Below are 13,788 nucleotides of genomic sequence, written 5' to 3'. Positions count from 1 at the left end.
CCGATGACCGCGGCGGAGCGCCGGCGGAGTGAGGATCATCGGTCGGCCCCGCGGGGGCCTGGGGGGCGGCCCCCAGAGGGCATTACTCCCCGGACGCGGCCTCTTGAAGGGGTCACGGCCGTCGCGCTGGAGTGGCTGAACCGCTCGAAGGAGTCGGTGGCGCTCGACCTCAAGCGGGACGAGGGGCGCGCGATCCTCACCGACCTGGTCGCGGGCGCCGACGTGTTCCTGCAGAACCTGGCGCCCGGCGCGGCGGCGCGGCTCGGGTTCGGCGCGGACGTGCTCCGGGCCCGCGACCCCCGCCTCATCGTGGTCGACATGTTCGGATACGGGACGAGCGGCCCGTACCGGGACAAGCGCGCCTACGACATGCTCGTCCAGGCCGAGGCAGGGCTGATCTCCGTCACCGGCACCCCGGAGACGCCCGTGAAGGCCGGATCTCCGCTGGCGGACATCGCCGCCGGCATGTACGCGTTCTCGGGCGTGCTCGCCGCGCTCGTCCGGCGCGGCACCACCGGCGGGGGCGCGTCGATCGAGATCACGATGTTCGACGCGGTCGCCGAATGGATGAGCCAGGCGATGTACACGACGCTCTACACCGGCTCCGTACCGCCTCGCACGCGGCTGAGCCATCCGGTGATCGCCCCTTACGACGCCTATCCCACGGCGGACGGCGCCGACGTCGTGATCGGGGTCCAGAACGACCGCGGCTGGGCGGCGCTGGCCACCGGCGTGCTGGCGCGGCCCGACCTCGTGACCGACCCCGAGTACGCGACCAACCGGGCGCGGGTCCGCAACCGGGAGGAGGTGGACGCGATCGTCGCCGGTGTCACGTCCGGCATGGGCCGCGACGAGCTGCTGAGGCGGCTCGACGAGGCCGGCGTCGCCAACGCGTCCCTGAACGACGGGCACGGCCTGATCGCGCATCCGCAGCTCGCCGAGCGGGACCGCTGGCGCGAGGTGGCCTCCCCGGTCGGCGGCATCCGGGCGCTGCTCCCGCCGATCACCTTCGCCGACGCCGAGCCGCGCATGGACCCGATCCCGGCGCTCGGCGAGCACACCGACGCCGTCCTGCGCGAACTCGGCCGCGACGGCGCCGCGATCGCCGCACTCCGGGCCGCGGGCACGATCGGCTGACCCCGTGCCGGGCCGCCCGCGGCGGATATCGTGGCGGTCATGGCACGCCCGACTCCCGCCCCCGGCCGCCGCGACCAACTCCGCGACTTCCTGCGGACCCGCCGTGCCCGTCTCACCCCCGCCGACGTCGGCATGCCGGACGGCGGACGGCGCCGCACGCCGGGCCTGCGCCGCGAGGAGGTCGCCGTCCTCGCCGGAGTGGGCGTCTCCTGGTACACGTGGCTGGAGCAGGGCCGCGACATCACGGTGTCCGGCGACGTGCTGGACGCGATCGGCCGCGCCCTGCGCCTGGACGCCGCCGAGCGCGAGCACCTGTACCTGCTCGCCGGGCTGAACCCGCCGCGCGCGGACGCGGCCCCGGCCGTCCCGATCACGCCGGAGCTGCAGCGGGTGCTGGACGCCTGGTCGCCCCGGCCCGCCTACGTCCGCGACCGGCACTGGAACTTCATCGCGATCAACGATGCGGCACGCGAGGTGTTCGGCTACGGCGACACCGACCACAACTGCCTGGTCACGTTCTTCACCAACGTCCGGTACCGGTCGATGAACACGCACTGGTCCGCGACGGCGCCCGATGTCGTCGCGCGGTTCCGCGCCGAGGTCGCCCGCTGCCCCGACGACCCGGAGTTCGGCCGGCTCATCGCGGACCTGCTCGCCGTCAGCCCCGAGTTCGCCGAGCTGTGGCCCCGCCACGACGTCAGCGGGAACACCCAGGCCGTGAAGGGGATCCGGCATCCGGACGCGGGCGAGCTGATCTTCGAGGGGACGCTGCTGCCGCTGGCCGACCGTCCGGGCTGCAACCTGGTCCTGCACAACCCGCGGCCCGGCACCGGGACGCAGGAGCGGCTCGAACGGCTGATGGCCCGCCGCGGGATGGCCGCCGCGAGCTGAACCCGCCCCAGGGTGGTGGTGCCACACCCATGATGAGCGGACTCTGCCGGGTCCGCGGCCCGTCCCGCATGATCGTCCCCGAAGCGAGAACCACTGAGGAGGACTCATGAGGACGCGTGATCTCGCGGGCACGCAGGTCGGCGCGGTCGGGCTCGGGTGCATGGGGATGAGCTGGGCCTACAGCGCCTCGGAGCGCGACGACGACGCGTCGGTCGCGCTGATCCGGGAGGCCCTCGACCTCGGCGTCACGTTCCTGGACACCGCGCAGCCCTACGGCGACGGCCACAACGAGGCGCTCGTGGGCCGCGCGCTGGAGGGCCGCCGTGACGAGGCGGTCGTGGCGACGAAGACGGGTCTCATCGTCGGGGACAGGTCGTCCTGGAACCTCGTCCGGAACGGGACGCCCGAGCATGTCAAAGCGTCCGCCGAGGACAGCCTGCGCCGCCTCGGCACCGACGTGATCGACCTGTACTACCTGCACCGGGTCGACGCGGACGTGCCGCTGGCCGAGACGTGGGGCGCGATGGCCGAACTGGTCGCCGAGGGGAAGGTCCGCACGCTGGGACTGTCGGAGGTCAGCGTGCGGCAGGCCGCCGAGGCGCACGCGATCCACCCGGTCGCCGCGATCCAGTCGGAGTTGTCGCTGTGGACGCGCGACGCGATGGGCGCGCCCGGCGGTGTGGCCGGCATGGCACCGGGCCACACGGCGGGCACGGGGGAGGAGGCGGGCGACGTGGTGGGGTGGTGCGCCGCCAACGGCGCCGTGTTCGTCCCGTTCTCGCCGCTCGGCCGCGGCTTCCTCACCGGGACGGTCACGTCCGCCGACTTCGAGGACACCGACTTCCGCGGCGGCAACCCGCGCTTCCAGGAGGACGCGCTGAAGGCCAACCTGCGCATCGTCGACGTCGTCAGGGCGGTCGCCGGACGGCACGGCGCCACCCCGGCGCAGGTCGCGATCGCCTGGACGCTCGCGCAGGGCGAGCACGTCATCCCGATCCCCGGCACCAAGAAGCAGCGCTACCTGCGCGACAACGCCGGCGCCGCCGACCTGGACCTCACCGCGACCGACCTGGCGGAACTGGACGACGTCCCCGCCGCCGTCGGAGAGCGCTACTGACGCGGGCCGTCACGATCCCCGAGTTCGGCGGCGCGCACGTTCGGTGCCCGGCCGAACTGGACGGCGGCGCCCTCCGCGTGTGCTCACTTCGGCGCCTCGGCCGGGGCCTGCGCGGCCAGGGAGAGGAGATCGTCGACGCTCCAGTGGTCGGCGGCGTGCTCGCCGTACTTCGCGGCCACGAGGCGGCCGCCGGGGGCGATCAGGAAGTCGGCGGGCAGGCCGAGGCGCCCGCCGTCCGGGCGGGACTTCGGCGCCCGTGCGCGGCCGCGGGCGACCTGCCAGGTGCCGATGGCGACCGACCTGGCGACCGTCCACCAGACGCGCGGGTCGAGCAGCGCGCGGCGGGCGGACTCGACGCCGAACTCGGCGTACAGGCGCTTGTCCGGGTCGCCGACCGCCGCGAACGGCAGGGCGGCGACGTGCTCGCGCAGTTCCTCGGCGGACGAGTGGAACACGACGACCTCGCGGATCCCCGCGGCCTCGATCTCGGCGTGCCGGACGGTGAACGAGCGCAGGTGCAGGTTGCAGATCGGGCAGCCCGCGAACCGCCGGAACTGCAGGTGGACGAGCCGGCCGGGGTCGGGGACGGGCAGCGGCGGGCCGCCGACCGGGGTGAGTTCGCGCGCCGGGACGTCGGAGCCGGGTGCCAGGTGCATGAGCGCCTCCTTAGGTGTACGGCATACGCCTACGATCGTAAGCGTATGCCGTACGCTGTCAAGCGCCATGCCTCGACCACGCTCGCTCAGCACCGACAAGCTCGCGGGAGCCGCGCTCGCCGTCATCGACCGCGACGGGCTCGCCGGGCTGTCCATGCGCGCCGTCGCCAAGGAGCTCGGCATGAGCACCATGGCCCTCTACCGCTACGTGCGCGACCGCGAGGAACTGGAAGGGCTCGTCGTCGACCTGGTCTACGGCGAGGTCGACCCGGCTCCGCCCGGCGAGGGGCCCTGGGACGCGCGGATCGAGACCATGGCGCTGCGGCTGCGGGACGCGTTCGGCGCCCACGCCGCGATCCTGCCGCTGACGCTCACCCACCGGCACGCCTCGGCGGGTTCGCTGTGCTGGGGCGAGACGGTCGCCGGGCTCCTCGCCGAGGCGGGCATCACGGGGCCGCGCGCGGCCATCGCGCTGCGCGCGCTGATCGCCTACATCATCGGCGCGATCCAGTTGGAGCACCTCGGCCCGCTGGCGGGGGAGGGGACGGACGCCATCGCCACGCTGCCCGCCGGCGAGTTCCCCCACATGGCGGAGACCGCGCGGCACGCCCGCCATATCGGCCCCGACGAGGAGTTCCGCGGGGGACTGGCGGCCGTGCTGCGCGGTCTCGGCGCCGAAGGCGCCTAACGCGCCAGCAGGGCCTGCTGCGCGGCGATCGCCTCGACGGCCTGCTGCACGATGCCGTCGATCAGCTCGCCGCAGGTGGGCAGGTCGTCGATGACGCCGACGACCTGGCCGGACGCCATCACGCCGAGGTCCGGGCGGCCGTCCACCATGGCGGCCTTCAGCAGCATCGGCGTGTTCGCGGCCATCAGCACCTGCGACCACGACAGGTCCTTGCCGTGCTTCATCGCCTTCCCGTCGGCGATCATCGCGCGCCACGACATCCCGGACAGCTTCTTGAACCGGGCGCCGTTGCGCACCGCCCGCACCAGGCCGCCGATGCGCCCGGACTTCTCCAGCGTGTCGACCAGCTCGCTGCGCAGCACCCGGTGCGGCATGCCGTCCACCTGCCGGGTCACCACGGTCTCGCCGGTCTCCAGGTAGACCTGCTTGACCGCGTCCGGCACCGAGCTGTCGGACGTCAGCAGGAACCGGGTGCCCATCGCGACGCCCGCCGCGCCGTAGGACAGTGCGGCGGCGAGGCCGCGCCCGTCGAAGAAGCCGCCCGCCGCGATGACCGGGATGTCGACCGCGTCCACGACCTGCGGCAGCAGCAGCGTCGTCGCGACGGCGCCGGTGTGGCCGCCGCCCTCGCCGCCCTGGACGAGCACCGCGTCCGCGCCCCAGCCCGCGACCTTCTCCGCGTGCCGCCGCGCGCCGACCGACGGCATCACCACGAGCCCGGCGTCCTTCAGCTTGGCGATCAGCTCCTTCTTCGGGGCGAGCGCGAACGAGGCGACCTTCACGCCCTCCTTGATCAGGAGGTCGATGCGGTCGCCCGCGTCGCCGGCGTCGGCCCGCAGGTTGACCCCGAACGGGGCGTCCGTGCGGTCCTTGACCTCGCGGATCGCGCCGGCGAGCTGGTCGAGCGTCATCGTGGCCGACGCCAGGATCCCGAGGCCGCCCGCGTTCGCCGTGGCCGTGACGAGCTTCGGCCCGGCGACCCAGCCCATGCCGGTCTGGACGACGGGGTGCCGCACGCCGGTCAGCCGGGTCAGCGGGGTGTCGAGCAGCTGCTCCATCAGGCCTCCTCTCCGTGGGGGGCGACCCCCCACACCCCCCGGTCCGCTTCGCTCATGCCGGGACCTCTCGCTCGCGCCATCCCTTCGGATCGAGGACCTCGCGCATGATCCGCAGCTCCTCGCCGTCCGGCAGCCGCGTCTCGGGCACCTGGTCCGGGACGGCCAGCTCGAAGCCGGTGGCGGCGGTCACGTCCGCGACGCTCACGCCGGGGTGGACCGACCGCAGCCGCATCCGCCGGTCCGGGGTGTCGAAGTCGAGCACCGCGAGGTTGGTCACGACCGCGCGGATCTCGTGCGCGCCACGGTCCCAGCCGACGCCGCTCACCATGTCGACCTTCTCGGTGAACACGCGCGTCGAGTGCTTCGGCACCCAGTAGCTCGTCGGGTTCAGCAGCGTGTTGCCGGGCCCGCCGCGCACCCCGAGGAGCTGCCGCGTCGGGCGCTCCCAGTCGCCGATGCAGGAGATGTTGGTGTTGCCGTGCGCGTCGATCTGGCTCGGCCCCATCACCACGTGCCGCCGCCCGTTCAGGACGAGCCACAGGTGGTCGCGGAACGGCAGCCAGCCCTCGACCGTCTCCGCCGACCCGCCGAGCGGGACGGGTTCGGCGCTCAGCGACGGCCCGCCGTCCGTGGTCAGCAGGTCGGGCGCGAACGTGGCCCGCGCCAGCCGCGACCCCAGCATCGGCACGAAACCGGCCACCGCCGCCGCGACGATCTCCCCGTCGCCCCGGAACAGGTCGGCGCACGCCGCCGCGCACACCTCCGCGCGCGTGATGTCGCTCATCGGTTCTCCTCCCGCCAGACCCGGACGGCGTCCTGGTAGGCGGCCTCGTCGCCGGACAGGAACCGCTCGGTGAACGCGGCCCACTTCTCGGGGTCGGCCGCCGACTGCGCGTAGAGCTTCTGGAACTTCTCGTCCCGCCCGAAGTCGGGCACGCAGTCGGTGAAGTGCGCCCCGTTCGGCGTCTCGACCACGCCCGCCACGTGCGCCCTGCTGATCAGCAGCGACTGCACCGGCCCCTCCTTGGCGAAGTCGGCCGTGTCGACGAGCCGCTCGCACGACACGTAGGTGCGGCCGGCCGCCTTGGCGAACAGGTCGTCCATGTACGGGTCGGGGCCGAGGTACTGGGCGTTGCCGCGCGCGTCGGCGCGGTTCATGTGGACGAGCGCCGCGTCCATCTTCAGGGCCGGGACGGCGACGAGCTCGGTCGCGTCCTCGTACGGCGAGCGGATCGTCTTCAGTTCCGGGTTGACCTTCAGGACGTCCGAGCCGAGCCCGACCGGGGTGGGCAGGAACGGCAGTCCGTGCGCCGCCGCGTACAGCCCGAACAGGAACATGCCCTCGTCGTACTCGGTCAGCTCGATGGCCCCGCTCTGCCGCGCCTGCCGGAAGTGCGGCTCCAGCGGGATCGAGTCCATCGTCACGAACGCCGTGACGAGGCGGCGGACCTTGCCGGCCGCGCACAGCAGCCCCACGTCCGGCCCGCCATAGGTCACCAGCGTCAGGTCGGTGACGGGGGAGCGCAGGATCGCCCGGACGAGCGCCATCGGCTTGCGCCGCGACCCCCAGCCGCCGATCCCGACCGTCATGCCGCTCTCCAGCGACGCGGCGACCTCGTCGGCCGACATCACCTTGCTGCTCATTTCGCCCCCTTCGCGACGAACGCGGCACGGTGCTCGTCGCCGGCGCCGACGAGGTTGAGCTCGAACGTGAAGCCCTGCTCGTAGCGGTAGCTGCGCTTGACGTCGACCGGGTCGATGCCGTTCAGCGACTCCTTGGCCCGCCGGATCACGTACTTGTCCTTCGCGGCGATGTTCGCGGCGACCTCCAGGGCCTTGGCGCGCAGCTCGTCCGCCGGGACGACCTCCAGCACCGAGCCGTGGTGGCGCAGCTCCTCCGCGGTGACGTTGCGGCACGTGTAGACCATCGCGCGCATCAGGTGCTGCGGGACGAGCCGGGCCAGGTGCGTCGCGGCGCCGAGCGCGCCCCGGTCGACCTCCGGCAGCCCGAAGTAGGCGTCCTGCGAGGCGACCACGATGTCGGCGTTGCCGGCCAGGCCGATCCCGCCGCCGAGGCAGAAGCCGTGGACGGCCGCGACGACCGGGACCTCGCAGTCGTAGACGGCCGCGAACGCCGCGTAGCAGCCGCGGTTCGCGCCGACCAGCGCGGTGTGCCCCTCGGTGCTCTGCATCTCCTTGATGTCGACGCCCGCGTTGAAGCCCCGGCCCGCGGCCCGGAGCACGACGGCGCCGACCTCCGGGTCGCGGCCGGCCGCGGTGACCGCGTCGGCCAGTTCGTACCAGCCCGCGACGGTCAGGGCGTTGACCGGCGGCGCGTCCACGACGATCTCGGCGACCCCGTCCAGGGTCGTGGTGGAGACTCCCATGCGCTACCTTTCCACCAAACATTTGTTAGAACAGAAGGTAGCAGAGGAGGCGGAATGTCACTGACGCTCGACCTGGGCGGCCGGACCGCCGTGGTCACGGGCGGCGTGCGCGGGGTCGGCGCCGGGATCAGCCGCGCCCTCCTGGAGGCGGGCGCCGACGTCGTCGCGGTCGCCCGGCGCGAGCCCGAGACGCTGCCCGAGGCGGGCGGCCGCACGGCCCGCTTCGTCTCGCTGGACGTGCGCGACCCGGATGCCGTGCAGGCGTTCGCCGACGGACTCGACCGCGTCGACGTGCTGGTCAACAACGCGGGCGGCGCCCCCTTCCTGCCGGTCGCCGACGGGAGCCTGCGCACCCACGTGAAGATCATCGAGCTGAACCTGACGTCCGCGCTGATCATGGCGCGGGCGCTGCAGCGCAAGCTCATGGAGCGGGGCGGCGGCTCGGTGATCAACATCGGCAGCGTGAGCGGGGTGCGCCCGTCGCCCGGTACCGCCGCCTACGGCGCCGCCAAGGCCGGCCTGCACAGCCTCACCACGTCGCTGGCCGTCGAGTGGGCGCCGCACATCCGCGTCAACACGCTCGTCCTCGGGATGGTCCGCACCGAGCTGTCCCACCTGCACTACGGCGACGAGGACGGCATCGCGGCGGTGTCGCAGACCGTGCCGATGGGCCGCCTCGCCGACCCCTACGACATCGGCGCCGCCTGCGCGTTCCTGGCGTCCGACCTGGCGTCCTACGTCACCGGCGCGTCGATGCAGGTCCACGGCGGGGGAGAGCGGCCCGCCTTCCTGGACGCCGCCACCGTGAACAAGGAGGAAACGCGATGATCTGCAAGGACCGGGTGGTCGCCGTCACCGGCGCCGGCCGCGGCCTCGGCCGCGCGCACGCGCTGGAGTTCGCCCGGCAGGGCGCCCTCGTCGTCGTGAACGACCTCGGCGTCGCGCGGGACGGCACCGGCGACGCGTCCGGGGGACCGGCGCACGACGTCGTCCGGGAGATCGAGGCGCTCGGCGGGAAGGCCGTCGCGCACACCGACGACATCGCCACCGACGAGGGCGCCGCCGCGCTGGTCGCGACGGCGATCGACGCGTTCGGGCGGCTGGACGCCCTCGTCAACAACGCCGGCTTCCTCCGTGACCGCATGCTGATCAACCTGGGCGAGGACGAGTGGGACGCCGTCATGCGCGTCCACCTCAAGGGCCACTTCCTGCCGCTCAAGCACGCCGGCCGGTACTGGCGGGCCGAGAGCAAGGCGGGCCGCCCCGTCGACGCGCGTGTGATCAACACCTCGTCCGGCGCCGGGCTGCTCGGCAGCGTCGGCCAGGGCAACTACTCCGCCGCCAAGGCCGGCATCGTCGGGCTGACCCTGGTCGCGTCCGCCGAGATGGGCCGCTACGGCGTCGCCGTCAACGCGATCGCACCCGCCGCCCGCACCCGGATGACCGAGGAGGTCTTCGCGCAGACGATGGCCGCCCCCGCCGAGGGCGAGTTCGACGCCATGGCCCCCGAGAACGTCTCTCCGCTGGTCGTCTGGCTCGGCTCGGCCGAGTCCCGCGGCGTCACCGGGCGGGTCTTCGAGGCCGAGGGCGGCAAGATCTGCGTGATGGACGCGTTCCGCCACGGCCCCGCGGCCGACAAGGGCGCCAGGTGGGACCCGGCCGAGGTCGGCGCCGTCGTCAAGGACCTCCTGGCGAAGGCGCCCGCTCCGGAGCCGGTCTACGGCGCGGGCTGAGCGGCGCCGCCGGCGTTTCCGGGGCCGCCGCGCAGGCGCGGCCCCGGAATTCCGTCCCGAGGAGCGGTGTTGTACCCCCCGCAGCGCCCGAAAATGGATCGCCCCTCGCCGGGTGTTCGGGCTACGGTGCGAAGGTTTGCGGGGTGAGCGGGGCCGCGGGCCCGGAACCCTATCCTTGGTGACGGATATGAGGACGAGTGTGAAATCGCCGCTCGCCGGCCTGCGCGCGCGCCTGCCGGAGCTGATGCTCCGTGATCAGCACCGGCTGCGCCGCCGGATCGAGGGCGCCCAGAAGATGCGCGACGCCGCGCGCCGCGCGAAGGTCGCCAAGGAGATCGCCGCCGACATCGGGGCCGCCGAGCGGCGGGTCGAGCGGCGGCGCCTCGCCGTGCCCGCGATCACGTATCCGGCCGAGCTGCCGGTGGCGCAGAAGAAGGACGACATCCTCGCCGCGGTCCGCGACCACCAGGTCGTGATCGTCGCGGGCGAGACGGGATCGGGCAAGACCACCCAGATCCCCAAGATCTGCCTGGAGCTGGGCCGGGGCGTGCTCGGCTCGATCGGGCACACCCAGCCGCGCCGGCTGGCCGCCCGGACGGTCGCCGACCGCATCGCCGAGGAGCTCGGCACCGAGCTCGGCGACACCGTCGGCTACAAGGTCAGGTTCACCGACAGGTCCAGCGACGACACGCTCGTCAAGCTGATGACCGACGGCATCCTGCTCGCCGAGATCCAGACCGACCGGCTGCTCCGCCAGTACGACACGCTGATCATCGACGAGGCGCACGAGCGCAGCCTGAACATCGACTTCCTGCTCGGGTACGTCAAGGAGATCCTGCCCCGGCGCCCCGACCTCAAGGTGATCATCACCTCGGCGACGATCGACCCGGAGCGGTTCTCCGCGCACTTCGGGAACGCCCCGATCGTGGAGGTGTCGGGGCGCACCTACCCGGTCGAGGTCCGGTACCGGCCCGTCGCCGATCCGGAGGACCCCTCCGCCGACCCCGACCGCGACCAGATCCAGGCGATCATCGACGCGGTGGACGAGCTGGGCCGCGAGGGCCCCGGCGATGTGCTGGTCTTCCTCAGCGGCGAGCGGGAGATCCGCGACACCGCCGACGCGCTGACCAAGCACTTCACCCGGCAGCGCGGCACCACCGAGGTGCTGCCGCTGTACGCGCGGCTGTCGGCGGCCGAGCAGCACCGGGTGTTCCAGGCGCACCGCGGCCGGCGCGTCGTCCTCGCGACCAACGTCGCCGAGACGTCGCTGACCGTCCCCGGCATCAAGTACGTCGTCGACCCCGGCACCGCACGCATCTCCCGCTACAGCCACCGGCTGAAGGTGCAGCGGCTCCCGATCGAGCCGGTGTCGCAGGCGTCGGCGAACCAGCGCAAGGGCCGCTGCGGGCGCGTGTCCGAGGGCGTCTGCATCCGGCTGTACTCCGAGGAGGACTTCGAGTCCCGCCCCGAGTTCACCGACCCGGAGATCCTGCGCACCAACCTCGCGTCCGTCATCCTGCAGATGACCGCGCTCGGCCTCGGCGACATCGCCGCGTTCCCGTTCGTCGAGCCGCCGGACCGCCGCAACGTCAAGGCCGGCGTCGACCTGCTGCACGAGCTGGGCGCCATCGACCCGGCCGAGAAGGACCCGCGCAAGCGCCTCACCCCGCTCGGCCGCCGCCTCGCCCAGCTGCCCGTCGACCCGCGCCTCGCCCGCATGGTGCTGGAGGCCGACAAGAACGGCTGCGTCCGGGAGGTGCTGGTCATCGCGTCCGCGCTGTCCATCCAGGACCCGCGCGAGCGCCCCGCCGAGCACCAGCAGGCCGCCGACGACAAGCACCGCCGGTTCGCCGACCCCGCGTCGGACTTCCTGGCCTACCTGAACCTGTGGAACTACCTGCGCGAGCAGCAGCGGGAGCTGTCGGGAAGCGCGTTCCGGCGGATGTGCAAGAACGAGTTCCTGCACTTCCTGCGCGTCCGCGAGTGGCAGGACCTGCACGGCCAGCTCAAGCAGGTCGCCAAGGCGCTCGGCGTCACGCTCAACACCGCCGACGCGCCGCCCGACCTGATCCACACCTCGCTGCTCGCCGGCCTCCTCTCCCACATCGGGCTGATCGACGCCGAGAAGAAGGAGAAGCAGCGCCGCGGCCAGGAGTACCTCGGCGCGCGGGGCGCGAAGTTCGCCGTGTTCCCGGGGTCGTCGCTGTTCAAGAAGCCGCCGCGCTGGGTCATGTCGGCGGAGCTGGTGGAGACGTCCCGGCTGTGGGGGCGGATCAACGCCAAGATCGAGCCCGAGTGGATCGAGCCGCTCGCCGGGCACCTGGTGAAGCGCAGCTACAGCGAACCGCACTGGTCGAAGAAGCAGGCGGCCGTGATGGCGCACGAGAAGGTCACCCTCTACGGGGTGCCGATCGTCGCCGACCGCCGCGTCAACTACGGCCGCATCGACCCGGAGCTGTCGCGCGAGCTGTTCATCCGGCACGCGCTCGTCGAGGGCGACTGGGAGACCCACCACCGGTTCTTCCATGACAACCGCGCCCTGCTGGACGAGGTCGAGGAACTGGAGCACCGCGCCCGGCGCCGCGACATCCTCGTCGACGACGAGACCCTGTTCGACTTCTACGACGAGCGGATCCCCGAGGACGTCGTCTCCGGGCGCCACTTCGACGCCTGGTGGAAGAAGGCCCGGCACGCCGACCCCGACCTGCTCGGGTTCGAGAAGTCGATGCTCATCAACGAGACGGCGGGCGGGGTCAGCGAGGCCGACTACCCGGACGTGTGGAAGCAGGGCCCGCTGCGCCTGCGCCTCACCTACCAGTTCGAGCCCGGCACCGACGCCGACGGCGTGACCGTGCACATCCCCGTCCAGGTCCTCAACCAGGTGCGGCCGGACGGCTTCGAGTGGCAGGTCCCCGGCCTGCGCACCGAGCTCGTCACCGAGCTGATCCGGTCGCTGCCGAAGCAGCTGCGCGTCAACTTCGTCCCGGCGCCCGACTACGCCCGCAAGGTCCTCGACCGCGTCGCGCCGCGCACCGAGCCGCTGCTGGACGCCCTCGAACGCGAGCTGACCGCGATGACGAGCGTGCCCGTCGCGCGGGAGGCGTGGGACCCGTCCCGGCTGCCCGCCCACCTGCGCATCACGTTCCGCGTCGTGGACGAGAGGCGCCGCACCCTCGGCGAGGGCACCGACCTCGGCGAGCTGAAGCGCCGCCTCGCCGGCACGGTGCGCGGGACGCTGTCGAAGGCCGCGTCCACCGTTGAGCGCTCCGGCCTCACCGAGTGGACGATCGGCGAGCTGCCCCGCACCTACGAGCAGAAGCAGAACGGCTACGACGTCAAGGCGTACCCGGCGCTCACCGACGAGGGCGGCACGGTCGCCGTCCGCATGTACGAGACGGAGGCCGAGCAGCGCCGTGCCATGTGGCTCGGCACGCGCCGGCTGATCCTGCTGAACGCGCCGTCCCCGGTGAAGCTCATCCAGGGCCGCCTGACCAACAAGGGCAAGCTCGCGCTCAGCCACAACCCGCACGGCTCCGTCGCGGCGCTGTTCGACGACTGCGTCACCGCCGCGGCCGACCGGCTCATCGCCGAGGCGGGCGGCCCCGCCTGGGACGAGGACGGCTTCCGCGCCCTGTACGACCGCGTCCGCGCCGACCTCCACGACGCGACGGCGCAGACCGTCGCCCTGGTCGAGCGGATCCTCGCCGAGGCGCACGAGGCCGACCGGCGGCTGCGCGGCACCGCGAGCCTCACGCTCGTCCCGGCGCTGACCGACATCCGCGGGCACCTCGGCACGCTGATCCACCCCGGCTTCGTCACCGCGACGGGCTGGGCGCGGCTCCACGACCTGCCACGCTACCTGCGCGCCCTGCAGGTCAGGCTCGACAAGCTCCCCGAGAACCCCGGACGCGACCGGACGCTCGCGCACCAGGTCGACGTCCTGGCGCAGGAGTACGAGCAGGCGCTGCGCCGCCTGCACCCGTCCCGCCGCGACGACGAGCCGGCCCGGCAGATCCGCTGGATGCTGGAGGAGCTGCGGGTCAGCCTCTTCGCCCAGCAGCTCGGAACCCGCTTCCCGGTCTCCGACAAGCGCATCCGCAAGGCCATGGCCCAGCTCTGAC

12 protein-coding genes are annotated in these 13,788 nt (G+C 73.1%); 7 read left to right on the top strand and 5 right to left on the bottom strand.

Translation table 11 applies throughout. The features are described from left to right. Positions 1–3 precede the first annotated feature (3 nt). The 3 genes from E1284_RS05520 to E1284_RS05510 all read left to right on the top strand — a co-directional run bounded on the left by E1284_RS05520 (position 4) and on the right by E1284_RS05510 (position 3,145). On the top strand, positions 4–1,137 hold the full coding sequence (locus E1284_RS05520) for a CaiB/BaiF CoA transferase family protein (RefSeq protein WP_131937737.1): 1,134 nt from the start codon (positions 4–6) through the stop codon (positions 1,135–1,137). Positions 1,138–1,176: 39 nt separating this feature from the next. Next, positions 1,177–2,028: a helix-turn-helix transcriptional regulator gene (locus E1284_RS05515; RefSeq protein WP_131937735.1), complete on the top strand. Its 852-nt coding sequence runs from the start codon at positions 1,177–1,179 to the stop codon at positions 2,026–2,028. A gap of 106 nt (positions 2,029–2,134) precedes the next feature. After that, positions 2,135–3,145 carry an aldo/keto reductase gene (locus E1284_RS05510; RefSeq protein WP_131937733.1) on the top strand — a complete coding sequence of 337 codons (1,011 nt, stop codon included), beginning with the start codon at positions 2,135–2,137 and terminating at the stop codon, positions 3,143–3,145. Between the two features lie 83 nt (positions 3,146–3,228). Here E1284_RS05510 and E1284_RS05505 read toward each other — a convergent pair whose 3' ends face one another. Continuing rightward, complete coding sequence (locus tag E1284_RS05505) at positions 3,229–3,801, bottom strand: peroxiredoxin-like family protein (protein ID WP_131937731.1); 573 nt, start codon at positions 3,799–3,801, stop codon at positions 3,229–3,231. 67 nt (positions 3,802–3,868) lie between these two features. Here E1284_RS05505 and E1284_RS05500 point away from each other — a divergent pair, with 67 nt between their 5' ends. Then, complete coding sequence (locus E1284_RS05500; RefSeq protein ID WP_131937729.1) at positions 3,869–4,489, top strand: TetR/AcrR family transcriptional regulator; 621 nt, start codon at positions 3,869–3,871, stop codon at positions 4,487–4,489. On the opposite strand, the gene E1284_RS05495 is transcribed toward E1284_RS05500, so the two are convergent. The 4 genes from E1284_RS05495 to E1284_RS05480 are packed head-to-tail and all read right to left on the bottom strand — an operon-like array spanning position 4,486 to position 7,934. After that, entirely contained in the window at positions 4,486–5,547 is a 1,062-nt protein-coding gene (locus E1284_RS05495) for an NAD(P)H-dependent flavin oxidoreductase (RefSeq protein WP_131937727.1), read from the bottom strand. The genes E1284_RS05500 and E1284_RS05495 overlap by 4 nt on opposite strands. Before the next feature lie 52 nt (positions 5,548–5,599). Continuing rightward, positions 5,600–6,331, bottom strand: coding sequence for a CoA-transferase subunit beta (locus E1284_RS05490; protein WP_131937725.1), 732 nt, complete (start codon positions 6,329–6,331; stop codon positions 5,600–5,602). Further along, on the bottom strand, positions 6,328–7,191 hold the full coding sequence (locus E1284_RS05485) for a CoA transferase subunit A (RefSeq protein ID WP_131937723.1): 864 nt from the start codon (positions 7,189–7,191) through the stop codon (positions 6,328–6,330). The genes E1284_RS05490 and E1284_RS05485 overlap by 4 nt, the downstream gene beginning before the upstream one ends. Further along, positions 7,188–7,934 carry an enoyl-CoA hydratase family protein gene (locus tag E1284_RS05480; RefSeq protein ID WP_131937721.1) on the bottom strand — a complete coding sequence of 249 codons (747 nt, stop codon included), beginning with the start codon at positions 7,932–7,934 and terminating at the stop codon, positions 7,188–7,190. Before E1284_RS05480 ends, E1284_RS05485 begins: the two co-directional genes overlap by 4 nt. 54 nt (positions 7,935–7,988) lie before the next feature. Here E1284_RS05480 and E1284_RS05475 point away from each other — a divergent pair, with 54 nt between their 5' ends. The 3 genes from E1284_RS05475 to hrpA all read left to right on the top strand — a co-directional run bounded on the left by E1284_RS05475 (position 7,989) and on the right by hrpA (position 13,787). Further along, positions 7,989–8,762 (top strand): SDR family oxidoreductase, encoded by a 774-nt coding sequence (locus E1284_RS05475; protein WP_131937719.1) that lies wholly within the window; start codon positions 7,989–7,991, stop codon positions 8,760–8,762. Further along, entirely contained in the window at positions 8,759–9,667 is a 909-nt protein-coding gene (locus E1284_RS05470; protein WP_131937717.1) for an SDR family oxidoreductase, read from the top strand. Before E1284_RS05475 ends, E1284_RS05470 begins: the two co-directional genes overlap by 4 nt. A 187-nt stretch (positions 9,668–9,854) precedes the next feature. Next, positions 9,855–13,787 carry an ATP-dependent RNA helicase HrpA gene (gene hrpA, locus E1284_RS05465; protein ID WP_131937715.1) on the top strand — a complete coding sequence of 1,311 codons (3,933 nt, stop codon included), beginning with the start codon at positions 9,855–9,857 and terminating at the stop codon, positions 13,785–13,787. The last annotated feature ends 1 nt before the right edge of the window (position 13,788 follow it).

The sequence above is a fragment of the Actinomadura bangladeshensis genome, assembly GCF_004348335.1.
GTDB lineage: Bacteria > Actinomycetota > Actinomycetes > Streptosporangiales > Streptosporangiaceae > Spirillospora > Spirillospora bangladeshensis.
The sequence above is the reverse complement of the archived record's forward strand: the minus strand, read 5'-3'. Positions and strand labels throughout refer to the sequence as shown.

Excerpts from the sequence above, each read along its gene's own strand:
- E1284_RS05475 (WP_131937719.1), top strand. The coding sequence starts at position 7,989 with ATGTCACTGACGCTCGACCTGGGCGGCCGGACCGCCGTGGTCACGGGC.
- E1284_RS05510 (WP_131937733.1), top strand. The coding sequence starts at position 2,135 with ATGAGGACGCGTGATCTCGCGGGCACGCAGGTCGGCGCGGTCGGGCTC.
- E1284_RS05505 (WP_131937731.1), bottom strand. The coding sequence starts at position 3,801 with ATGCACCTGGCACCCGGCTCCGACGTCCCGGCGCGCGAACTCACCCCG.
- E1284_RS05485 (WP_131937723.1), bottom strand. The coding sequence starts at position 7,191 with ATGAGCAGCAAGGTGATGTCGGCCGACGAGGTCGCCGCGTCGCTGGAG.
- E1284_RS05515 (WP_131937735.1), top strand. The coding sequence starts at position 1,177 with ATGGCACGCCCGACTCCCGCCCCCGGCCGCCGCGACCAACTCCGCGAC.
- E1284_RS05495 (WP_131937727.1), bottom strand. The coding sequence starts at position 5,547 with ATGGAGCAGCTGCTCGACACCCCGCTGACCCGGCTGACCGGCGTGCGG.
- E1284_RS05480 (WP_131937721.1), bottom strand. The coding sequence starts at position 7,934 with ATGGGAGTCTCCACCACGACCCTGGACGGGGTCGCCGAGATCGTCGTG.
- hrpA (WP_131937715.1), top strand. The coding sequence starts at position 9,855 with ATGAGGACGAGTGTGAAATCGCCGCTCGCCGGCCTGCGCGCGCGCCTG.
- E1284_RS05490 (WP_131937725.1), bottom strand. The coding sequence starts at position 6,331 with ATGAGCGACATCACGCGCGCGGAGGTGTGCGCGGCGGCGTGCGCCGAC.
- E1284_RS05500 (WP_131937729.1), top strand. The coding sequence starts at position 3,869 with ATGCCTCGACCACGCTCGCTCAGCACCGACAAGCTCGCGGGAGCCGCG.
- E1284_RS05470 (WP_131937717.1), top strand. The coding sequence starts at position 8,759 with ATGATCTGCAAGGACCGGGTGGTCGCCGTCACCGGCGCCGGCCGCGGC.
- E1284_RS05520 (WP_131937737.1), top strand. The coding sequence starts at position 4 with ATGACCGCGGCGGAGCGCCGGCGGAGTGAGGATCATCGGTCGGCCCCG.